This window comes from Pseudacidovorax sp., assembly GCF_017991995.1.
Lineage (GTDB): Bacteria > Pseudomonadota > Gammaproteobacteria > Burkholderiales > Burkholderiaceae_C > Xenophilus.
Window position 1 is genome coordinate 94894 of record NZ_JAGOPN010000004.1, and the last position, 20683, is coordinate 115576.

The window sequence follows — 20683 nt, forward strand, 5'->3', positions numbered from 1 at the left end:
CGGCCGCCTGCGGCGCCGGCAGCCCGCCTCGCTAGTCCCTCCGCCTTATCGCCCTCGGCGCGGGCGCTTCGTACAGTGGGCGGCCGCCCGTTCCTGCCCCCTCCATGCCCGTCTGCTCCCCCTTCCGCCAGCGCCTGCGGGCCGCCCTGCTGGGCCTGGCCCTGCTCGCCAGCCTGGGGCCGGCGCATGCGGCCGGCTGGACGGTGCTGCTGGCCGACGACGCGCCCGGCCATGCCGAATTCGCCCGCGAGCTGCGCGTGGCCCAGCCCTCGGCCGAACTGCTGCGCCTGCCGGCGGGCGCCGTACCCGAGCCGGCCGAGGCCGAAGACGAGCGCACCGCCGCCAATGCCGGCGTGCGCACCCGCAGCCTGCGGCCCGCCGCCATGCCCGAGCGCCTGACCGTCGCCGTGGGCGCGGCGGCGGCCCGTGCGGCGCTGGACCGCGGCGGCAGCGAGCCGCTGCTGCTCGCCATGCTCAGCCGGCTGGACTACGAGGGCCTGCGTCCCTTGCCCGCCCTTCGCATGCCGGGCCGGCGCATCGGCGTGCTGCTGCGCGAGCCCTCCTTCGCCGACCAGCTCGCCCTGATCGACGCCGTGCTGCCCGGGCGCCGCCGCCTGGGGCTGGTGGCCACGGCCGAATCCGAGCCCATGCTGCGCGAACTGCAGCGCGCTGCGGCCGGTGGCGAATGGTCGCTGCAGGTGGAGCAGGCGCCCGATGCGCTGTCTCTGGCCGGCGCCCTGCGCGCCGTGCTGCCGCGCTGCGAGGCCCTGCTGGTGCTGCCCGACGCCATCGGCAGCAGCCAGGCCGCCACGCTGGCGGTGCTGCATGCCGGCGCCAGCGCGGGCGTGCCCGTCTTCGGCAGCAACGAGGGCATCGTGCGATCGGGCGCGCTGGCGGCGGCCGTCTCCACCCCCGCGCTGCTGGCGCGCCAGGCCCAGGCCATGGGCCGGCGGCTCGCCGCGGCGGGCGGTGTGACGCCCATGCCCGTGGTCGAGAGCGCCTCGCCCGCAGTGGCGCGGGTCAACCCCAACGTGGCCCGCAGCCTCGGGCTTGTGCTGCCCACCGAGCAGTCGCTGACCGAGCGCTTGGCCGGACAGAGATGAGAGCACCCCCCCATGCCGCTGCGCGGCTCCCCCCCTCTCTGGCGCCTTCGGCTTGGAGGGAGGGCGCACCCAGAGGCCTGGCGAAGCCAGTTCCTCGGGTGCCCTGGCGTGGCCTGCTCCGCGGCCTTCTGACCATTGAGGGTGCGCGGGTGTCCGGCGCGGTGGATCGTTGAAATGATCGTGGGCTCGCTTGCCGGCGGCGATCCGCGGCCGGCTGACACGGCATCCGGCCGGCTGCTCGTGGTGCGCGGCAGCCTGCAGCGCGACCTGGTGCGGCTGGGGCTGCTGCCCTGCGCGGTGGTGGCGCTGCTGCTCACGGGCTGGCTCACCCACAGCCGGCTCGCGATGCTCGACGACGTGTTCGCGGCCGAGGGGCGGGCCATCGCGCGGCAGGTCGCCGCCATGTCGGACCTCAGCCTCTATGCCGGCGATGTGGCCGCGCTGCAGAGCGTGGCGCAGGCCGCGCTGCGCGGCGGCCAGGCCAGCCGGGTGGAGATCAGCAATGGCGCGGGCATCCATGTGGTGGCCGCCGGCGCCGATGCCACCCACCCGGACCGCCTGCGCAGCTTCACCGCACCCGTGCTGCTGCGCGAGGCCTCGCGCACCATGGCCTTCGCGCCGCCGGGCGTCACCGCGGCCGGCGATCAGGCCATCGGCAGCGTGGTGGCCCTGCGCGACACCACGCAGCTGCGCCGCGCCCGCATCCAGTCGCTGCTGACCGGCATCGGCATCGGCCTGCTGGCGCTGGGCGGCGCCTGGCTGGCGGTGCGGCACATGGCGCGCGACATCGCCCGGCCGCTGCGCCGCGTGACGCAGACGGTCGCGGCGCTGCAGGCCGGCCAGTTCGACGCCCGCTGTGCCATCGCCGGGCGCACCCCGCGGCGCGGCCGGCCCATGCACGAGTTCGCCACCCTGGCCGACGACGTCAACCGCATGGCCGAGCAGTTGCAGCGCCACAAGCAGGCCAGCGACGAGCGTGTGCGCGAGGCCACGGCCGTGGCCCTGGAGCGCATGACCGAGGCCGAGCAGGCCGCGCTGTCGCGCTCGCGCTTCCTGGCTGCGGCCAGCCACGACCTGCGCCAGCCGCTGCATGCCATGGGCCTGTTCATCGACGGCCTGCTCACCGGCGCGGCCGAGACGCAGCGGCCCGCCCTGCTGCGGCTGCAGGAGAGCACGGCCTTCATGAGCCTGCTGCTGGACGACCTGCTGGAGATCTCGCGCCTGGACGCGCGCGTGCTCACGCCCGAGGTGGTCGACCTGCCGCTGGCGCCGCTCTTCGATGCGCTGGCCGCGCAGCATGCGGCCCATGCGGCGGCCGCCCGCGTGCGCGTGGCGTGGCGGGCCCGCGGGCTGGCCGTGCGCAGCGACGGCGGCATGCTCCAGCGCGTGGTCGGCAACCTGGTGGCCAACGCCATCCGCCATTCACCGCCGGGCGGCACCGTGCTGGTCACGGCGCGGCGGCGCGGGGGCGACCGGGTGCGCATCGAGGTGCGCGACCGGGGCGTGGGCATCGCGCCCATCCACCAGCAGCGCATCTTCGAGGAGTTCTACCAGGTGGCCAACGTGGAGCGCGACCGGCGCCAGGGCTTCGGCCTGGGGCTGGCCATCTGCGCCCGGCTGGCCACGCTGCTGGGCAGCCGCATCGGCCTGAACTCGGCGCTGGGCTGCGGCAGCACCTTCTCGCTGGCGCTGCCGCAGGCCCAGGCCGCCCCGCAGGTCGCGCCCGTGCCCGCGGCCTCGGTACCGCCCGGGGAACCGTCGCTTGCCGGCCTGCGCTGCCTGCTGGTGGACGACGACGCGCACATCCGCATCGCCACGGCCGAGCTGCTGGCCCAGTGGGGCTGCGAGGCCGTCTGCCTGGCCAGCGCGCGCGACGCCGTCGCCTGCCTCGGCGCGCCGGGCGAGCGCTTCGACCTGGTGCTGTGCGACCTGCAGCTGGCCGAGGGCGAGGACGGCCTGGACGTGCTGGCCGCCGCGCGCCGGCTGCAACCCGATGCGCTGGCGGTGGTCATCTCGGGCGCCACGGGGCCGCAGGCCCTGCAGCGGTTGCGCGCCGCGGGCGCGACCGTGCTGACCAAGCCCGTCGCGCCCGCCCGGTTGCGCGCCTTGCTTGCCACGTTGAAATGATGCCTCGATCCCCCTTGGAGCCCACTGCATGCGCGATCCCAGCGAACTGAGCGGCATCCGCCCCTTCATCGCCACGCCCTGCCATGGCGCGCAGGTGGGCAGCCTGTATGCGCGCAGCCTGCTGGGCCTGGCCAACCTGGCCTGGCAGCACGGCTTCGCCATGCAGACACGGCTGCTCGACGGCGACAGCCTGATCACCCGCGCCCGCAACCGGCTGGTGGCCGAGTTCATGGCCGACGCACGCTGGACGCATCTGTTCTGGATCGATGCCGACATCGGCTTCGAGCCCGAGGCGGCGCTGCGCCTGCTGCTGGCCGGGCGGCCGGTGGTGGCCGGCATCTATCCCTACCGCACCTCGGCCTGGCCGCAGCAGGGCCTGCCCCAGGCGCTGCCCGCGGGCAGCCGGCAGGCCGACTTCGACGCCCGCTACGCGCGCTATCCGCTCAACGTGGGCGACACGCCGGTCACGGCCGATGCCGACGGCTTCGTGCCGGTGCTGGACGCGCCCACCGGCTTCATGCTGATCGAGCGCGGCGTCTTCGAGCGCATGGCCGAAGCCATGCCCGAGCTGCGCTACACGCCCGACCCTGGCGACCATGCCAACACGCACCTGCCGCACCACCGCTTCTTCGACGTGATGGCCGAGCCCGGCGGCGGCCGCTACCTGAGCGAGGACTACGCCTTCTGCCGCCGCTGGCAGCAGCTGGGCGGCACCGTCTGGGCCGACCTGCAGTCGCGGCTGTCGCACCAGGGCCAGCAGGTGCAGGTGGGTGACCTGGGGCGGGCGCTGGCGGCGCGCATGGGGCCGACCCCGCCGCCCGCGCCGGGCGACTGAAGCCGCCGCGCGTCCGTCACACCACCAGGTGCGCCTCCAGCGCCTCGCGGCCCAGGGCACGCATCTCGCCCTGCAGCACGCAGCGGCCATGGTCCAGCACCAGCACGTCGCTGGCGATGGCCTCCAGGAAGCTCAGGTTCTGCTCGACCACGATGAAGCTGCGGCCCTCGGCCGTGGCCTCGTGGATGCACTGCGCCATGCGGTCGATGTTCTCGGGCTGCACGCCTTCGGTGGGTTCGTCCAGCATCGTGAGCGGCGCTGCCAGTGCCATCGTGCGCGCGAAGGACAGCAGCTTGCGCTCGCCGCCGCTGAGCGCGCCGGCCCGTTGCGCCAGCCGTTCGCGCAGCCGGGGAAAGCGTGCGAAGAGCGTGTCGTAACGGGCATCGCGGCGGCGGCCGATGTGCAGCCACAGGTTCTCCTCGACGCTGAGCTCGCCGAACACCACGTTCTCCTGCGGCGCATAGGCGATGCCGGCCGCCAGCCGCGCATGCGGCGGCAGGGCGCGCAGGTCCTGTCCGGCCCATGCCAGCGTGCCGCCGGCCACCGGCAGGAAGCCGGCCAGCGCCTTGAGCAGCGTGCTCTTGCCGACGCCGTTGCGCCCCAGGATGCCCAGCACGCGACCGGGCGCGGTGCAGCCGGACACGCCGCGCACCACCACCGTGTCGCCGTAGCCGCACTGCAGATCGTCGAACTGGAGGACGGGAGGTTTCTTCATTTGCGGGCTCCGGCATAGACGGCGCGCACCGCCGGGTCGGCCTGGATCGCTGCCATCGGCCCGTGGGACAGCAGCCGTCCCTGGTGCAGCACCAGCACGTCGCCGCCCAGGGCGGCCACGGCGGCCAGGTCGTGCTCGATCAGCAGCGCTGCCGCGCCCAGTTCATGCACGGACTCGCGGATGACATCGATCATGCGGTGGGTCTCCGCCGGCGAGAGGCCGGCGCAGGGCTCGTCCAGCAGCACCAGCCGGGGCTCGGGCAGGAGCGTCATGACCAGCTCCAGTGCCTGGCGCTGCCCTTGCGACAGCTGGCCGGCGGGCAGGGCCTGCTGCGCCTGCAGCTCGGGAAAGCGCGCCAGCAGCCGGTGCAGCAGCGGCGTGTGCCAGCCCAGCGGCGCCGCGCCCAGCGCCGCCAGGGGCGCCAGGCGGCCGGCCCACAGGGCGACCTGCAGGTTCTGCGCCACGCTCAGTGCCGGGAAGACCGACGGGATCTGCAGCTTGCGGCCCACGCCGTGCCGGGCAACACGCCAGGCGTTCAGGCCGGTGATGTCGGCCTCGCCGAGCTGCACCGTGCCGCCGCGCACCGGCAGGCGGCCGGTCATGGCGTTGAAGGCCGAGGTCTTGCCGGCGCCGTTGGGTCCGATCACGGCCCGGATGCCGGGGCCCTCCAGCGCCAGCGAGAGGCCGTCGAGGATGCGCACCCCTGACTGGCTGCAGCGCACCGCGTCGAAGCGCAGCGCCGGCACGCCGGCCGGGCTCGCGGATGGCGGCGCGGCCACCGGGCGCGCGGGCGCGGGGGCGAGCCAACGGTCGGTCCAGCGCGCGGCCAGGCCGGCCAGCCCCTCGGGCAGGAAGCGCACCACGGCGATGAACAGCAGCCCGACCGCCACCTCCCAGTAGGCGAAGGCATCGCGCAGCTCCGACGACAGCCAGCCCACCGCCACCGCGCCGAGCAGGGCGCCCAGCGGGCTGGCCTTGCCGCCCACCGCAGCCCAGATCACGAACTCGGTGGACAGCACGAAGCCCATCGCCTGCGGCGTGACGATGCCCTGATGCGCCGCGAACAGCACGCCGGCCACGCTCGCCAGCAGCGCCGACAGCGCATAGGCCTTGGCCTTGATGCGGTCGGTGGCATAGCCGAAGAGCTGCATCCGGTCCTCGCTCTGCGCGATGCCCGACCACAGCGTGCCGATGGGCCGCCGCAGCCACAGCCCCAGCAGGCCGGTGGAGACCACGGCCGCCGCCGCCACCAGCCAGTAGAGGTGGCCGAAGCGGTCCAGGCCCGGCAGCTCGGGGATGTCGCCCAGGCCGTTGAAGCCGCCGGTGACGCTGCGCCACTGCAGCGCCGCCAGGCTGCCCAGCATGGCCATGGCGAGCGTGATCAGCGAGAAGTAGGGCCCGCTGCGCAGGCTGCGGGCGAACAGCAGCCGCGCCACGACCCAGGCCAGCAGCGCCGGCAGCAGCAGCGCCGCCGCCAGCGCCCCGGCGCCCGTCGGCGTCGCGAGCCCGGCCTTGAGCGCACCGCCGGCCAGGTAGGCACCGAGGCCGAAGTACAGCGCATGGCCCAGCGGCAGGAAGCCCAGCCGGCCCCAGCACAGGGCCACGCCCTGGGTGGCGATGCCGTAGATGAGGAACAGCGCCACCTGGTAGGCCAGGAAGTCGTTGCCGGCCAGCGGCAGGACCACGAGACCGGCAGCCAGCACGGCGGCGGGCGCAAAGGCGCCCAGGCGGCCGAGCGCTGCCGGCCCGCTGCGGGCGACGGCGGGACGGGCCAGGTCAGCGGCGGGCAAGGAGTCCATCGGGTTTGAGCCACAGGAAGAGGATCGAAAGCACCAGCACCACGGCGTAGCCGCTGGTCTGGCCGGCAATGCTGCTGACCACCGCCTGCGTGCCGCCGATGGTGCCGACGCCCCCCAGCAGCCCGCCCAGCGAGCCCAGCCCGCCCACCACCAGCACGAAGAAGGCGTCGAGCAGGTAATCCACGCCGATGCCGGGCTCCACGCGCACCAGCGGCGCCAGCAGCACGCCCGCCGCGCCGGCCAGCACCACGCCCACCACGAAGGTGCGCGAGGCCAGTCGGCGCGTGTCGATGCCCAGCGCCTGCGCCAGCACCGGGTTGCCCGTCATGGCCCGCACGCGCAGGCCGGCGGTGCTGCGGCGCCACCACAGGCCGATGGCGACCAGCAGCAGGGCCACCAGCAGGATCAGGCCCAGCCGGTAGGCCGGGTAGGCGGTGGCGCCCAGCATCAGCGGCTGCGCCAGCGGCGTGTCGAGCGTCTGGTAGCCCTTGCCCCAGATCGCCTCCACCGTCTTGCGCATCAGCATGGCCAGCGCCCAGGTGGCCAGCAGCGTGTCGAAGGGGCGGGCATACAGCGGGCGGATCAGCCAGCGCTCGACCGCCCAGCCCAGCGTGCCGCACACCACCACGGCCAGCGGAAAGGCGGCGGGCAGCGGCCAGCCCCAGCCCTGCACCGTGACCACGCAGTAGGCGCCGAGCATCACGAACTCGCCGTGCGCCATGTTCATCACGCCCAGCAGGCCGAAGACGATGGCCAGCCCCAGCGTGGTGAGCGTCAGCGTGGCCAGCTCGTAGACGATGTTCAGTCCGTGCAGGACCAGGCTGCCGTCCACCGTCACACCTTGCAGCTCTGGCCCGAGGCCACGCGCGGGAAGGTCTTGACCACGCGGAAGCCCTGCGCGTCCACATCGGCCAGGTAGATGTCCTGCTCCACATGGCGGTTGTGCATGGTGACCGCGCCGCGCGGGCCGGTGTAGCTCGCGCCTTCGCTGGCGGCGTCCATCTTTGCAGTATCGAGGCTGCCGGCCTTGCGGACGATGGCGTCCATCATGAGGAAGCCTTCGTAGGTGGATTCCGCCAGCCCGTTGAGCGCGGGCGCCTGCGCGCCGAAGCGTGCCGCATAGGCCTGGGCGAAGGCCTTGGCGCCGGCGGTGTCGATGCGCGCGAAATAGCCGGAGCTGGAGTACAGGTTGCGCGCATTGGCCACGCCGATGCCCGCCAGCGTGTTCTCCTCGATCAGCGTGCCCAGTCGCAGTGCCTTGTCGGCCAGGCCGAAGCTGGCGAAGGCCTTGTTGAAGTTGACCGAGGCGCCGCCCACCAGCGACACCAGCACCGCGTCGGCGCCGCTGTCGCGGATGCGGGCCAGCGTGGCGTCGAAGTTGTCCACGGTGAAGGGCAGGTATTCGTCGCCCACCACCTGCGCGCCGGTCTGGGCGATGTAGGTCTTGGCGGTGGCATTGGTATTGCGGCCCCAGATGTAGTCGTTGCCCACCAGGTACCACTTGGTCGGCTTGCGCTCGGCGGCCAGCCAGGGAATGACGGGCTGCAGCTGCTGCTGCGGCGTCTCGCCGTTGACGTAGGTGGCGCGGGCGCATTCGCCGCCCTCGTAGATCGGCGTGTAGAAGTAGGGCACCTGCCCCTTGAAGAGGCCGACCAGCGCGCCACGCACGGCGCTGTCGTGCATGCCCACCACGGCGGCGGCGCCCGAGCCCTTCCACAGCTTGAGCGCGGTCTGCGCGGCCTCGGCCGGTGGCAGTCCGGCATCGCCGAACAGCAGCTCCAGCTTGCGCCCGAGGATGCCGCCACGGGCATTGAGCGTCTCGGCGGCCAGCTGGGCGCAGGCCTTGGCCGAGGGGCCGAACAGGCCGGCCGGCCCGCTCTGCGGGATGAGCACGGCCACCTTGAGCGGTGTTTCGGCCAGCGCGGGCGGCAGGGCCAGGGCAGCGCCGGTGGCTGCGCCGCTGCGGATGAAGTCTCGACGGTTCATGGAATCCTCCTCGTGAAGCCAGGGAAAGGGATGGCGCGCAACGACCTTCTCAGTCGAGCGGCGGCAGGGCGGGCGGGGGCAGCACGCGCTCGATCGCGGCGCCGATGGCGAGCAAGCGGCGGTCGCTGCCGGCCGGGCCGTCCAGCGCCAGGCCCACGGGCAGCCCGTCGGGCCCCACGCCGGCAGGCAGGCTCAGCCCGGGAATGCCGGCATTGCTGCCCGGATCGGTGTTGCGGATGTAAGTCAGGAAGGCCGGCTGCGGCGTGCCCAGGAATTCCACCCCGCCGCCGGCCAGCAGTGGTCGCGCGGTCAGCGGCGCGGTGGGAAAGGCCAGCGCCTCCACCTGCGCCTGCGCGAAGGCCTCGCGGTAGAGCGCCTGCAACCGCTCGCGGGCGGCCAGGGCCTCGCGGTAGGCAGCCTCGGGCACGCCGTCCTTCAGCAGCGGCTGCAGCAGGCCGGCCACGTCGGGGCTGCCGATGCCGGCGAGCAGCGCGGGCAGGTCGACGTCGTGCCCGGCCTCGCGCAGGTAGCCGGGCATCTGCGCCATGAATTCGTAGAGCGCCACCGGGAAGCCGACGGCGTCGTTGAGCGCGTCCAGCTCGGGCAGGGCCACCTCGACCAGCACCACGCCGGCGCGCTCCAGCGCCTGCCGGGCCTGCGCCATCACGGCGGTGACCGAGGCATCGCAGGCATCCCAGAAGCGCTGCGTCGGCAGGCCCAGGCGCAGGCCGCGCAGCGGGATGTCGGCCAGCGGCGTGGCGTCCTGCGCCATCACGGCGTCCAGCAGGGCCAGGTCGTGCACGCTGCGGGCCATGGGGCCGGCGGTGTCGCGGGTGGCCGAGATGGGCGCGATGCCGCCGCCGGGAATGCGCCCCACCGTGGGCCGCAGGCCGGCGATGCCGCACAACGCGGCCGGCAGCCGCACCGAGGCGCCGGTGTCGGTGCCCAGGGCGGCGGGCACCAGCCCGGCACTCACCACCACGGCGCTGCCGCCACTGCTGCCGCCGGGGATGCGATCCGGCGCCCAGGGGTTGCGGATGCGGCCGGTGACGGCGTTGTCGCTGGAGATGCCGAAGGCCAGCTCGTGCATGCCAGCCTTGCCCGCTACGACGGCGCCCGCTGCGCGCAGGCGCCGCACCACCTCGGCATCGGCGCGCGGGCGGCGGCCGTGCAGCGCGCCCGTGCCGGCACCGGTGGGCAGGTCGGCGGTGCCGATGTTGTCCTTGAGCGCGAGCGGGATGCCCGTGAGCGCCGGCGCGTCGCCGCGCGCCAGGGCTGCGTCGGCTTGCGCGGCCTGGGCGAGGAAGGGCGTCGGGTCGAAGGCCACGTAGCCGTTGAGGTGGGCCAACTGCTGCGTGCGGGCGGCGAGGGCCTGCGCCAGCTCAGCGGCGCTGAAGTGCTTCTGCGCGAGGCCCTGCTGCAGCGCGGCGATGCCGAGCCGGTGGAGCGGTTGCGGGTTTTCCATAGGCGGAGGGTGGGCGCACGGGGGTGCCGCGGGAGGGCCGGCACGCGTACGCTCGAAGGAGTTGATGCAGCGGAAGGCTACCCAGCAGCCGCTTGCCAGGCACCCGTCGAGATTGACGGGACGCGCAGTGGTGAAGATGGCTGCATCTGGCACGACCGTTGCTGCATCCGCTGCCACCGGCAGCGGCCGGCGTCCGACCCGCACCCTTTCACGCCCAGCACCAGCGATGTACCTCTCGAATGACCAAGTGGCGGCACTGTCCGAGTGCTACCGGGTGCTTGCGAGCGCGGACGACCTGCACGAGCTGCGGCACCTGCTGGCCCCCGCGCTGGCGCGGGCGCTCAGGGCGCAGTCGCTGGTGTCGCGCGACTACGACGCCGGCAGCCGCCGCTACGCCATCAGCTTCGCCCACAACCTGGATGAAGCGCACGCCCAGCGCTACGAGGCGCATTTCCAGTTCTGCGATCCGATCACGCCCGTGCTCCAGCCGCTGCGCTGCGGCGGCTTCGCGCATGCGCTGCCGCGGGCGCAGCTGGTGCGCACCGAGTTCTACAACGACTTCCTGCGGCCCTACGAGATGCACCGCGGGCTCAACCTCTACGCCTGCGACGGCGACACCTTCGTCGGCGACATGCTGGCCTTCCGCAGCGAACGCCAGCCCGAGTTCGAGGACGGCGAACTGGCCATCCTGCGGATGCTGGAGCCGTCGTTCACGGCGGCGCTGCTGCGGCTGCGCAAGGTCCGCACGGCGCCGCTGGCGACCGTGATGGACGACGCAGCGCTGCTGGGCGTGCTGGCCCGCCAGTCGCTGACGCCGCGCGAGGCGGAGGTGGCGCTGCTGGTGTTCCGCGGCTGTGCCGACAAGGAGATCGCCCGCAGCCTGCAGCTGCAGCCGACCACGGTGCGCTACTACCTCAACAACGCGGCCGAGAAGCTCGGCGCCCGGGGCCGGACGCGGCTGGCCCACCGTGTCTCGCAGCTCGCTGCGGCACCGGCGGCGGGTGGCGTCCGGACGCACTGACGCCGACGCCGCACGTCCGCACGCGGCGGCACAGCCCACCCGCGGCGCGGTCTTGTGCCCGCATCGGCCCGGTGCGCCACGGGCCCCTTCCATAATCGACCGGATGCCGATCCTGCACGCCGACGACCTGCTCCGCATCCACACCTACGCGGCCATCGAGCCCGGCCCCCGGCTGTTGGTGATGGGCGGCGTACACGGCGACGAGACGGGCGGCACGGCCGGCATCGAGCGCCTGAAGGCCGAGCTCGACGGCGGCACACTCGGCGTGGCGCGGGGCCGGCTCACGCTGGTGCCGGTGGCCAATCCGCTGGCGCGGCGGCTGATGCAGCGCGAGGGCGAGCGCAACCTCAACCGCGCCTTCCGCCCCCGCACCGAGCCGCGCGACTACGAGGACCGGCTCACCAACCTGCTCGCGCCGCTGATCGCGCAGCACGAGGTGCTGCTGGACCTGCATTCCTTCGAAAGCCCCGGCGAGGCCTTCGCCATGATCGGCCCGCGCGACAACCCGGGCCCGCTGGAGCCCTTCGCCCGCGCCGAGGAAGAAGGCCGCCTGGCCCTGCACATCGGCACGCCCACCATCGTGGAAGGCTGGCTGGACGTCTACGCCGCGGCCATCGCGCGCCGCGCGGGCGGCGTCGCGCCGTCCGAGGACGAGATCGACTACGGCCGCGGCACCAACGAGTACATCCGCAACTGCGGCGGCTACGGCGTGACGCTGGAATGCGGGCAGCACCGCGACCCGATGGCGCCCGAGGTGGCGTGGCAGGCCATCCGCCGCACGCTCGCGTTGCTGGGCATGGCGCCGCTGCCCGAGGGCCTGGCCGCGCATCCGCCGGCACGGCCGCGCCTGCTGCGGCTGCGCGATGTGACCGACCGGCTGCACGAGGGCGATGTCTTCGTGCGCGAGTGGGCCACCTTCGACGCCGTGAAGGCGGGCGAGCTCATCGGCCATCGCCACGATGGCAGCGAGGTGCGGGCCGCCGCGGACGGCCACATCGTGTTCCCGAACCCCGTCGCGCGGGTGGGCACCGAGTGGTTCTACTTCGCCACGCCCAGCGAGCGCCTGCTGGGCTGAGGAGCGCGGGCCGGCCCGCTGCCTGCTCGCTCCGCGGAGCGCGTGGACTGCAGGCGCGGGAGGGGCCTGCGAGCGTTCAGGCCGCCGGCCGCAGGCGCGTCACCAGCGTCTGCAGCGCATGCCGCACCGTCGCCGCGCGCACGGCGGCGCGGTCGCCGCTGAACAGGCGCCGCTCCGTCCAGCACTGGCCGTCCAGCGACCAGCCGAACCACACGGTGCCCACCGGCTTCTCGGCCGAGCCGCCGCCCGGCCCGGCCACGCCGGTGACGGCCACCGCCGCCTGCGCGAGCGAGTGCGCGAGGGCGCCTTCGGCCATGGCCCGCGCCACCGGCTCGCTCACGGCGCCGTGGGCGGCGATGACATCGGCCGGCACGCCCAGCATCTGCGTCTTGGCCTCGTTGGAATAGGTGACGAAGCCGCGCTCGAACCAGGTGCTGGAGCCGGCCAGGTCGGTGCAGGCGCCGGCGATCAGGCCGCCGGTGCAGCTCTCGGCGGTGGCCAGCATGCGGCCGCTGATGCCCAGCAACTCGGCCAGTTGGCGCACCAGCGCGGGCAGGTCGGGCGCCTCGTCGGCGGCGGGCGGGACGGGGGTGATGATCATGGTCTTGGGCCTCGAATCGGGTGTGAAGGGAACGGCCCGTTCACCACCACAGCGCACGCGCCAGCGCGATCACCAGCAGCGTGCAGAAGGCGGCCACCAGGTCGTCCAGCAGGATGCCCAGGCCCGACAGGGCCCAGCGCGGTGCCGTCGGGTCGTAGGGGATGAGCCGGTCGGCCCAGCCCACCGGGCCGGGCTTGGCGGCGTCGAACAGGCGGAACAGCGCAAAGGCCACGATCTGGGCCAGCAGCCCGGCCGGCAGCACCAGCCACAGCACGAGCCAGATGGCCGCGATCTCGTCCCAGACCACGGCGCCCGGATCGGGCACGCGCAGATTGCGCGCCGCCACCGTGCACGCCCACCAGCCGACAGGCCAGGCGGCCAGCGTCACCACGCCGAGCGCGAAGGGCGACAGCACATGCGCCAGCACGACGAACACCGCCCATCCCCACAGCGTGCCGGCCGTTCCCGGCGCCACGCGCGAGAGGCCGGCACCGAAGCCGAGGGCGATGGCATGGGCCGGATGCGCGCGCAGGAAGGCCCAGGTGGGCCGCACCGGCGGCAGGGGCAACACGCCGGCAGGGGCAGCGGAGAAGGCGGGCGCGTCGGGGGGAGAAGACGGAGCAGCGGACATGAGCCGCCGATGGTAGACCCGGCCTCGCGGGATGCCCAGCCTGTCGCCTGCGTCGGTCGGACTGGCTCCCTCTCCCGCGAGGGGCGAGGGGCTCTGGATCCGCAGGCCGCGTGTGACGGCCCGCGAGGCGGCCCCTTCAGCCTGCGGCGACCGTCTGCGCGCTGCGCCCGGCCAGTTGGGCCAGCAGCGCGCCGGGGTCGGCCGGCAGCCGGTCGCCGCGCCAGGCCACGTGCTGGTCGGTGCGCACCAGCAGCAGCGCATGGGCATAGGCGGCGGGCAGCGGGCCGGCGGCCACCGGGTCCACCACCGTGAGTGGCATGCCCAGTGCGTTGGCCGCGGCCTGCAGCGGTGCCACGTCCACCGCCGGGTCCAGCCGCAGCAGCGTGTAGCCCGTGCCCAGGAGGTCGTAGAGCGAGCGGCCGTCTGCCAGCCAGAAGTGCGGCGCGCGGCAGCCGGGCACCGTCGAGGGCGTGAAGTCGCCCATCGAGTAGGCGGGCGGCTGGGCGCCGTCGTCCACGATCAGCGGCGAGCCGGCGTAGAAGTAGCCGAAGTTCAGGCCCGCGCAGCAGAACTGCTGCACGTTCAGGTCGTAGGCCTCGCGGCCCACGCGCGCGCGCTCGGCGTCGGCCTCGGGGCCCTGGGCTTCGATGTTGGGCGGCACGGCGCCGCGGGCGCGGATCATCTTCTGCGCATGGTCCATGGCGAAGTGCGACACCTGCTCGGTGATCGGCTGGCGCTCGGCCTGGTAGGCGTCGAGGATGGCCTCGCCGCCCCAGCCGTGCAGCCGGGCCGACAGCAGCCAGGCCAGGTTCACGGCATCGGCGATGCCCGCGTTCATGCCGTAGCCGGCATAGGGCACCCACAGGTGCGCCGCGTCGCCGGCGATGAAGACGCGACCCGCGCGCAGCCGGTCGGCCACCAGGCGGCGGCCCACCCAGTCCTCGCGGCTGATGACCTCGTACTCGAAGTCGGGGCCCACGCCCAGGATGGCGCGGATCGACCAGTCCCGGTCCACGGCGTCGAAGTCGGCCTCGTGCGGATGAAGGTGGTTGTGCACCAGCCAGTCCTGCTGCCCGTCGATGGCGAAGACGGTGCCGCAGCGCTCGGGGTTGACGGCATAACAGCACCAGGCGTCCTTGTCCGTCAGCAGGGCCTTGAGCCCTGGCGCGCGGATGAAGGTGGACTGCACGCGCTGGATCACCGGCGTGCCTTCGAGCTTGGCGCCCATGGCCTTGCGCACGCCGGAGCTGCCGCCGTCGCAGCCCACCAGGTAGCGGGCCCGGAGCTGGCGCGTGCCGCCGCTGTCCAGGTCGAGCAGCGTGGCGGTCACGCCGTCCTCGTCCTGCACGAACTCGGCCACCTGCGTGCGGTTGAAGAGCTGCACGCCGGGCTGCGCTGCCGCGTGGTCGAGCAGGATCGGCTCCAGGTAGATCTGGTTGATGCGGTGCGGTGGTTCCGGCGTGGGCCACCAGCCGTCGGGGCCGGCGGTGTCGGTGTAGCGGGTGCTGCGGCCCGGGATGGGGATGCGCGTGAGTTCGGTGCCGGTCACGCGGGTGCGGAACACCACGTCGTTCGGATAGTCGGGCGGCAGGCCCGCATCGCGCAGGCGCGCGGCCACGCCCAGGCGGCGCAGCTGCTCCATGGTGCGGGCCGACACATGGTTGCACTTGACGCTGGGCGGCTCGCCATAGCGGCGCAGTTCGGCCACGGCCACGCGGTGGCCGCGCTGCGCCAGGTCGGTCGCCAGCGTCAGGCCGACAGGGCCGCCGCCGACGATCAGCACGTCGGCGTCGAAGAGGGAGGATGGAGAGGCGGAAGAAGTCATCGTTGCAGTCTTGTCAGTCCAGCTTGATTTGGGCGGTTTTGATGACCTGGCCCCACTTGCGCGTCTCGCTCTGGATGTAGCGCTCGAAGGCCTGTGGCGTGTCGGGCGCCGGCTCCACGCCCTGGGCGCGCATGGCGGCCTGGTTCTGTGGATCGCGCAGCGCAAGGTTGAAGGCCTCGTTGAGCTGCGTGACGATGGCCGTCGGCGTGGCGGCCGGTGCTACCACGCCGAACCAGCCGGTGGCGTCGTAGCCGGGTAGGCCGGCTTCGGCCAGCGTGGGCACGTCGGGCAGCGAGGGCAGGCGCTGCGGACTGGTGACGCCGAAGGCGACCAGCTTGCCGGCACGGATCTGCTGCAGCGCGGCCGGCAGGTCGACCATGGCCAGCGGCACCTGGCCCGCGATGGCGTCGATGGCCGCCGGGCCCGAGCCGCGGTAGGGCACGCCCACCACCCTGGCCTCGGCCATCTGCTCGAACAGGGCCGTGGCCAGGTGCATGGCGGTGCCGTTGCCGCCGTGGCCCACCGACAGCCCGCCCGGCTTGCTGCGGGCCAGCGCGATCAGCTCGCGCAGGTTGCGCGCCGGCACCGAGGGGTGGCCCACCAGCACGAAGGGAATGGCCGCCAGCATGCCCACGGGCTTGAGGTCCTTGAGCGGGTCGAAGGGCATCTGGGCATACAGGCTGGAATTGGCCGACAGCGCGCCGGCCGCGCCCACGCCCAGCGTGTAGCCGTCGGCCGGCGCCTTGGCCACCAGCGTGAGGCCGACGTTGCCGCCTGCGCCGGGGCGGTTGTCCACCACCATCTGCTGGCCCAGCTTCTCGTTGAGGCGGGGCGTGAGCAGGCGCACCACGGCATCGGTGCTGCCGCCGGGCGGGAAGGTGACGACCAGGCGGATGGGCTTGTCGGGCCAGTTGCCCTGGGCGCGGGCGGCCAGCGGCGCGGCCAGCAGCGCCGCCAGCGAGGCCAGGCTGGCGCGCCGCGTCAGGCCGGCGGCATGTTCTGTCGTCATCGATCTGTCTCCTGTTTTTGTCGAGGCCGCATTGAAGCGCGTCAACATTCATTCGTAAATCGAGAAATTCGAATGAAAATTTCAGGTCACCTGATGAATCGTTCCTTCACGCCCACCATCCGCCAGCTGCGCGCCTTCGTCGCCGTCTACCAGTCGCGCCGGCTGGGCACGGCGGCGCAGCGGCTCTTCGTCACCCAGTCGGCGGTGAGCATGCTGCTGCGGCAACTGGAGGAGGGGCTGGACACGCGCCTGTTCGACCGCACCACGCGCTCGCTGCAGCCCACCGCGGCGGCCACCGACATGCTGCCCACGGCCGAGCGCATCCTGCGCGACGTCGATGCGCTGGCCGGCGGCTTCCGGGACCTGGCCACGCTGGAGCGCGGACGTGTCGCGGTCGCCATCACGCCCACGCTGGCGGGCTTTCTGTTGCCCGAGGCGGTGCGCCGTTTCGGCGAGTCGCACCCCGGCGTGCGGGTGGTGGTGGACGACTGCGCGCCCGACCAGTTCGTGGCCCGCGTGCTGGGCGAGCATGTGGACTTCGGCCTGGGCACACCCGAGCGGCCCGGCGCCGACATCGAGACCGAACCGCTGCTGCGCGACCACCTGGCCTTCGTCTGCCGGCGCGACCATCCGCTGGCCGGCCGCCGCAGCATCCGCTGGACCGACCTGGCCGGCCATCCCGTCATCACCTCGCGCGGCGGCTACGGCGTGCGCCAGACGGTGGACGTGACCGCCGCGCGCGCCGGCGTGGCGCTGGAGGTGGCGGGGGAGGTGAGCTTCCTGTCCACCGCGCTGTGGATGACGGCCAGCGGCCTCGGGCCGTCGGTGATGCCCTCGGCCTTCGCGCGGGCGCGCGGCGATGCGGACCTGGCCGTGATTCCGCTGTCGGCACCGCGGGTCTCGCGCGACATCTCGGTGGTGACGCGCCGTGGCCGCTCGCTGTCGGCGGCCAGCCGCAGCTTCATCGAGATGCTGCGGGCGCAGTGGGCCTGAGCGTCAGCCGAAGTGGTCGAAGGACGCGAAGCGCTGGTCCACCGGCCGGCCTTGCGCATCCACCACGCGCAGGCCGGGCTCGGCCTCGATGCGGCCGATGCGCGTCACCGGCACGCCGGCCGCACGCGCCGCGGCTTCGACGTCGGCCGCGCGCCCTGCCGGTGCTGTGAAGGCCAGTTCGTAGTCGTCGCCGCCGGCCAGCGTCAGGCTGCGCTGCATCGCGGCGTCCAGCGCCACCGCGCCGCGGGCGGCCAGCGTGCCGGCCACGGCGTCGGCGTCGAGCGTGGCGCCCACGCCGCTGGCGCGCAGCACATGGCCCAGGTCGCCGGCCAGGCCGTCGCTGATGTCGATGGCGCTGGTGGCGATGCCGCGCAGCGCCAGGCCCAGCGCGACGCGCGGCGTCGGCTGCTCCATGCGGGTACGGGCCGCGGCGAATACCGTTTCGGGCACCGAGAGCCGGCCGCGGAACACCTCCAGCGCCAGCCGCGCATCGCCCAGCGTGCCGCTGACCCAGAGCTCATCGCCCACGCGCGCGCCGCTGCGCAGCAGGGCCGCGCCGCGCGGCACCTCGCCGAAGACGGTGATGCACAGGTTGAGCGGGCCGCGCGTGGTGTCGCCGCCCATCAACTGACAGCCGTGTGCATCGGCCAGGGCGAACAGGCCCTGGGCCAGACCGGCCAGCCATGCTTCGTCCACCGAGGGCAGCGACAGCGCCAGCGTGAAGGCCAGCGGTCGCGCGCCGCAGGCGGCCAGGTCGCTCAGGTTGACGGCCAGTGCCTTGTGGCCGAGCCGCGCCGCATCGACCGTGGAGAGGAAGTGCCGGCCCTCGACCAGCATGTCGGAGGAGACGGCCAGTTGCATGCCCGGTGCCAGGTCCAGCAGCGCGCAGTCGTCGCCCACGCCCAGCGCCACTGCGCCATCGGGCACCGCCGGGCGCTGGAAGAACTGGCGGATCAGATCGAATTCACCCATGTCGATCAGCCCACCGGCGTGCGGAAGCGCTCGGCCGCCTGGCGCACCACCTCGGCCAGCAGCCGTTCGCGGCCCTGGCGCTCGCGCAGCCAGCGGGCGTCGTTCTCGCTGGCTTCGACCGAGCTGCGCAGCCGGCCGAAGGCGCGGGTGGCGTCGAGCACGGCGGCATGCGGCTCCAGCATGGTCATGGTGCGCAGGATGTGCTCGCGCAGCGGCATGTGCTCGCCGTTGGACGGGTCCACGTACACCGCGTCCAGGCCGAAGCGGCAGGCCTGGAAGCGGTTGTAGGTGTAGACCAGGTAGTCGTCCTCGCTGGGCACGAAGGGCTGCTCCTGCAGGAAGTACGCGGCCAGCGTCTGCACGTAGCCGGCCAGCGCGGCGGCGCGCTCCACCGTGAGCGGCGTGTCGAAGACGCGGATCTCGATGGTGCCGTACTCGGGCTTGGGCCGGATGTCCCAGTAGAAGTCCTTCATGCTCTTGACCACGCCGGTGCGGGTCATGCGCGCGAAGTAGCCCTCGAACTCCTTCCACGACAGCGTGAAGGGCGCGCGGCCCGACAGCGGGAAGGCGAAGACGGAATTGAGCCGCGCCGAGTCGAACTGCGTGTCCTGCCCCTGCACATAGGGACTGGAGGCCGACAGCGCGATGAAGTGCGGGATGTAGCGGCTCATGCGGTGCAGCATCAGCAGCGCCGAATCGGCATCGGGGCAGCCCACGTGCACGTGCTGGCCGAAGATGGTGAATTGCTTGGACAGGTAGCCGTACAGCTCCGACAGCTGGCGGAAGCGCGGCTTGTCGTAGATGCGCTGCTCGTGCCACTGCTGGAAGGCATGCGTGCCGCCGCCCAGCACCGCGATGTTGAGCTTGCCGGCCACCTTGACCAGCGCGTCACGAAGCGGCCCCAGCTGCTGCAGCACCTCCTCGGCCGAATGGCAGACGTCGGTGGAGATCTCGATCATGCTCGAGGTCATCTCCGGCACCACGCTGCCGCGCAGGTCGAACTGGGCCATGCCGCGCAGCATGTCCTCGGCATAGGGTGCGAGGTCGTAGTCGTGGGTGTTGACCAGCTGAAGCTCCAACTCCACGCCCAGCGACAGCGCCTTGGAGCTGCGGAAGGGCTCCAGCGGCACCACCCGCGCATCGGCCTCGCGCTGGGCGCGCGTCGGCTCGGCGGTCGGGGGCGAGAAGGGCGAAGGGGGGGTGTCCAGAGGGCTCATGGCTGTTCCTTCGGCGTCGAAGCGGCCGGGCGGGCGCTCATCGCTGCGTGTCCTCGGGGGCGGTGAAGGCCTCGGGGGCCCAGGGCCGCGAGCTTTCTTTTGCGCCATAGAGGGCCACGGTGGCCAGCACCGCGCCCAGCACCTCCATCAGCAGGATGGCCGGCAACGCGACCTGCGTGATCAGGTGGCCCAGCAGCGGCGAGGCGGTGACGAAGCCCGACGCAATCAGCAGCGCGATGGACGACAGCGGCGCCATCGCGCAGCCGATCCACAGCGCCTGGCGCCAGCTGGTGCCGCTGCCCGGATTGGCCAGCGCCACGCCGGCGATCTTGGCCACGGCGCGCGCACCGATCAGCGCCAGCACCACGGTGGCCACGGTGAGGTTCCATTCCGCCTGCGCCGCGACGATGGAGACCAGCACGAACATCAGCATGGTCACCAGCGAGGCCGCGGTGCCCAGCTGGCGCGGCCAGACCCAGGGCCGCGGATTCAGCCCCTTGAGCAGCACGCCGCCGATCAGCGCCGCCAGCGGTGCCGCGCCGCCCCAGGCGCTGGCCACGGCCGCGCCGGCACCGATGATCGCCAGCAGCAGGATCGAGGTGTTCTCGCTCGTCGGGCTCATCACCCGCAGCGCCGAGCGCAGGGCCAGCGCCATCACCGCGCCCACCACGAAGGACAGGCCCAGCACCGTCAGGATGGGATGGAAGTTCTCCATGAAGCCTTGCGGCGAGTTCTCGAGCCGGCCCGCGAAGACATAGGCCAGTGTCAGCGCATACAGCGTGTTGAGGGTGGACAGCGCCAGTGCCCGCTCGGTCACCGGGCCGGAGGCGCGGATGTCGATCACCACGCGGGACAGCACGGCCGGCGAGGCCGCCACCGCGATCAGCGCCAGTGGGGCGATCACCGAGGGCGGCACGTCGAAGGCGCGCAGCGTCCACCAGACGGCGGCGAAGGTCAGGCCCGATTCGGCCAGGCTCTGCGCCAGCACCATCGGGTTGCGGCGGAACCAGCCCAGCGGCAGGCGCCCGCCCGCCTCGAAGAGCACGATGGCCACGCCCAGCTCCATCAGGTAGAGGGCCGTGCCCTGCAGCGGCCAGATGGCACCCTCGAAGCCGGCCAGGCCCACCACGGTGCCCACCAGCGAATAGCCCACCACCTTGGGCAGGCCCATGTAGCGTTGCACGAGATGGCCGGCGGCGGCTGCTGCGGCGATCAGCAGGGCCCACCACACGGTGGGCAGGCCAGCTGTCGGTCGCATCCAGCTGGACAGGAAGCCCAGCAGGTCGGAAGGAAGAAGATTCATCGAGCT

At 73.3% G+C, this 20683-nt stretch carries 18 protein-coding genes; 6 read left to right on the forward strand and 12 right to left on the reverse strand.

Translation table 11 applies throughout. From position 1 onward, the window contains the following. The first annotated feature begins 104 nt into the window (after positions 1-104). The 3 genes from KBC94_RS06945 to KBC94_RS06955 all read left to right on the forward strand — a co-directional run bounded on the left by KBC94_RS06945 (position 105) and on the right by KBC94_RS06955 (position 4065). On the forward strand, positions 105-1103 hold the full coding sequence (locus tag KBC94_RS06945; RefSeq protein WP_294367839.1) for an ABC transporter substrate binding protein: 999 nt from the start codon (positions 105-107) through the stop codon (positions 1101-1103). Between the two features lie 174 nt (positions 1104-1277). Beyond that, positions 1278-3230, forward strand: a complete 1953-nt coding sequence (locus KBC94_RS06950; protein ID WP_294367842.1) for a hybrid sensor histidine kinase/response regulator — start codon at positions 1278-1280, stop codon at positions 3228-3230. A gap of 28 nt (positions 3231-3258) precedes the next feature. After that, entirely contained in the window at positions 3259-4065 is an 807-nt protein-coding gene (locus KBC94_RS06955; RefSeq protein ID WP_294367844.1) for a hypothetical protein, read from the forward strand. Between the two features lie 16 nt (positions 4066-4081). Here KBC94_RS06955 and KBC94_RS06960 read toward each other — a convergent pair whose 3' ends face one another. Genes KBC94_RS06960 through iaaH form a run of 5 tightly spaced genes read right to left on the reverse strand, consistent with a single transcriptional unit; the run spans position 4082 to position 10030 of the window. Next, on the reverse strand, positions 4082-4780 hold the full coding sequence (locus tag KBC94_RS06960; RefSeq protein WP_294367846.1) for an ATP-binding cassette domain-containing protein: 699 nt from the start codon (positions 4778-4780) through the stop codon (positions 4082-4084). Further along, a complete protein-coding gene (locus KBC94_RS06965; protein WP_294367847.1) occupies positions 4777-6579 on the reverse strand; it encodes an ATP-binding cassette domain-containing protein in 1803 nt (600 codons plus the stop codon). The genes KBC94_RS06960 and KBC94_RS06965 overlap by 4 nt, the downstream gene beginning before the upstream one ends. Further along, positions 6557-7411, reverse strand: a complete 855-nt coding sequence (locus KBC94_RS06970; protein ID WP_294367849.1) for a branched-chain amino acid ABC transporter permease — start codon at positions 7409-7411, stop codon at positions 6557-6559. The genes KBC94_RS06965 and KBC94_RS06970 overlap by 23 nt, the downstream gene beginning before the upstream one ends. A gap of 2 nt (positions 7412-7413) precedes the next feature. Next, a complete protein-coding gene (locus tag KBC94_RS06975; RefSeq protein ID WP_294367851.1) occupies positions 7414-8565 on the reverse strand; it encodes a substrate-binding domain-containing protein in 1152 nt (383 codons plus the stop codon). A gap of 49 nt (positions 8566-8614) precedes the next feature. Continuing rightward, on the reverse strand, positions 8615-10030 hold the full coding sequence (gene iaaH / locus KBC94_RS06980; protein ID WP_294367854.1) for an indoleacetamide hydrolase: 1416 nt from the start codon (positions 10028-10030) through the stop codon (positions 8615-8617). 226 nt (positions 10031-10256) lie between these two features. Here iaaH and KBC94_RS06985 point away from each other — a divergent pair, with 226 nt between their 5' ends. Together KBC94_RS06985 and KBC94_RS06990 are read left to right on the forward strand one after the other, a co-directional pair. Beyond that, positions 10257-11051, forward strand: coding sequence for a helix-turn-helix transcriptional regulator (locus KBC94_RS06985; RefSeq protein ID WP_294367862.1), 795 nt, complete (start codon positions 10257-10259; stop codon positions 11049-11051). 103 nt (positions 11052-11154) lie between these two features. Further along, on the forward strand, positions 11155-12126 hold the full coding sequence (locus tag KBC94_RS06990) for a succinylglutamate desuccinylase/aspartoacylase family protein (protein ID WP_294367864.1): 972 nt from the start codon (positions 11155-11157) through the stop codon (positions 12124-12126). Positions 12127-12202: 76 nt separating this feature from the next. Here the strand turns inward: KBC94_RS06990 and KBC94_RS06995 are convergent, their stop codons facing one another. The 4 genes from KBC94_RS06995 to KBC94_RS07010 form a co-directional block, all read right to left on the reverse strand. After that, positions 12203-12727 carry a CinA family protein gene (locus KBC94_RS06995; protein WP_294367867.1) on the reverse strand — a complete coding sequence of 175 codons (525 nt, stop codon included), beginning with the start codon at positions 12725-12727 and terminating at the stop codon, positions 12203-12205. Between the two features lie 40 nt (positions 12728-12767). Next, entirely contained in the window at positions 12768-13358 is a 591-nt protein-coding gene (locus tag KBC94_RS07000) for a phosphatidylglycerophosphatase A (protein ID WP_294367869.1), read from the reverse strand. Positions 13359-13494: 136 nt separating this feature from the next. Then, on the reverse strand, positions 13495-15183 hold the full coding sequence (locus tag KBC94_RS07005; protein ID WP_294367872.1) for an FAD-dependent oxidoreductase: 1689 nt from the start codon (positions 15181-15183) through the stop codon (positions 13495-13497). A 13-nt stretch (positions 15184-15196) separates the two neighbouring features. Next, complete coding sequence (locus KBC94_RS07010) at positions 15197-16192, reverse strand: tripartite tricarboxylate transporter substrate binding protein (protein ID WP_294367875.1); 996 nt, start codon at positions 16190-16192, stop codon at positions 15197-15199. Between the two features lie 93 nt (positions 16193-16285). Between KBC94_RS07010 and KBC94_RS07015 the strand changes: the two genes are divergently transcribed. Further along, a complete protein-coding gene (locus KBC94_RS07015) occupies positions 16286-17185 on the forward strand; it encodes a LysR family transcriptional regulator (RefSeq protein ID WP_294367879.1) in 900 nt (299 codons plus the stop codon). Positions 17186-17188: 3 nt separating this feature from the next. On the opposite strand, the gene thiL is transcribed toward KBC94_RS07015, so the two are convergent. The 3 genes from thiL to KBC94_RS07030 all read right to left on the reverse strand — a co-directional run bounded on the left by thiL (position 17189) and on the right by KBC94_RS07030 (position 20677). Then, a complete protein-coding gene (gene thiL, locus KBC94_RS07020; RefSeq protein WP_294367882.1) occupies positions 17189-18157 on the reverse strand; it encodes a thiamine-phosphate kinase in 969 nt (322 codons plus the stop codon). Positions 18158-18162: 5 nt separating this feature from the next. Next, complete coding sequence (locus KBC94_RS07025; RefSeq protein WP_234193722.1) at positions 18163-19287, reverse strand: YbdK family carboxylate-amine ligase; 1125 nt, start codon at positions 19285-19287, stop codon at positions 18163-18165. A 124-nt stretch (positions 19288-19411) separates the two neighbouring features. After that, positions 19412-20677 carry a cation:proton antiporter gene (locus KBC94_RS07030; RefSeq protein ID WP_294367884.1) on the reverse strand — a complete coding sequence of 422 codons (1266 nt, stop codon included), beginning with the start codon at positions 20675-20677 and terminating at the stop codon, positions 19412-19414. Between the last annotated feature and the right edge of the window lie 6 nt (positions 20678-20683).

Excerpts from the sequence above, each read along its gene's own strand:
- KBC94_RS06995 (WP_294367867.1), bottom strand. The coding sequence starts at position 12,727 with ATGATCATCACCCCCGTCCCGCCCGCCGCCGACGAGGCGCCCGACCTG.
- KBC94_RS06950 (WP_294367842.1), top strand. The coding sequence starts at position 1,278 with ATGATCGTGGGCTCGCTTGCCGGCGGCGATCCGCGGCCGGCTGACACG.
- KBC94_RS07005 (WP_294367872.1), bottom strand. The coding sequence starts at position 15,183 with ATGACTTCTTCCGCCTCTCCATCCTCCCTCTTCGACGCCGACGTGCTG.
- KBC94_RS06990 (WP_294367864.1), top strand. The coding sequence starts at position 11,155 with ATGCCGATCCTGCACGCCGACGACCTGCTCCGCATCCACACCTACGCG.
- KBC94_RS06965 (WP_294367847.1), bottom strand. The coding sequence starts at position 6,579 with ATGGACTCCTTGCCCGCCGCTGACCTGGCCCGTCCCGCCGTCGCCCGC.
- KBC94_RS07010 (WP_294367875.1), bottom strand. The coding sequence starts at position 16,192 with ATGACGACAGAACATGCCGCCGGCCTGACGCGGCGCGCCAGCCTGGCC.
- iaaH (WP_294367854.1), bottom strand. The coding sequence starts at position 10,030 with ATGGAAAACCCGCAACCGCTCCACCGGCTCGGCATCGCCGCGCTGCAG.
- KBC94_RS06960 (WP_294367846.1), bottom strand. The coding sequence starts at position 4,780 with ATGAAGAAACCTCCCGTCCTCCAGTTCGACGATCTGCAGTGCGGCTAC.
- KBC94_RS06985 (WP_294367862.1), top strand. The coding sequence starts at position 10,257 with ATGTACCTCTCGAATGACCAAGTGGCGGCACTGTCCGAGTGCTACCGG.
- KBC94_RS07000 (WP_294367869.1), bottom strand. The coding sequence starts at position 13,358 with ATGTCCGCTGCTCCGTCTTCTCCCCCCGACGCGCCCGCCTTCTCCGCT.
- KBC94_RS06945 (WP_294367839.1), top strand. The coding sequence starts at position 105 with ATGCCCGTCTGCTCCCCCTTCCGCCAGCGCCTGCGGGCCGCCCTGCTG.
- thiL (WP_294367882.1), bottom strand. The coding sequence starts at position 18,157 with ATGGGTGAATTCGATCTGATCCGCCAGTTCTTCCAGCGCCCGGCGGTG.
- KBC94_RS07030 (WP_294367884.1), bottom strand. The coding sequence starts at position 20,677 with ATGAATCTTCTTCCTTCCGACCTGCTGGGCTTCCTGTCCAGCTGGATG.
- KBC94_RS06975 (WP_294367851.1), bottom strand. The coding sequence starts at position 8,565 with ATGAACCGTCGAGACTTCATCCGCAGCGGCGCAGCCACCGGCGCTGCC.
- KBC94_RS07015 (WP_294367879.1), top strand. The coding sequence starts at position 16,286 with ATGAATCGTTCCTTCACGCCCACCATCCGCCAGCTGCGCGCCTTCGTC.
- KBC94_RS06955 (WP_294367844.1), top strand. The coding sequence starts at position 3,259 with ATGCGCGATCCCAGCGAACTGAGCGGCATCCGCCCCTTCATCGCCACG.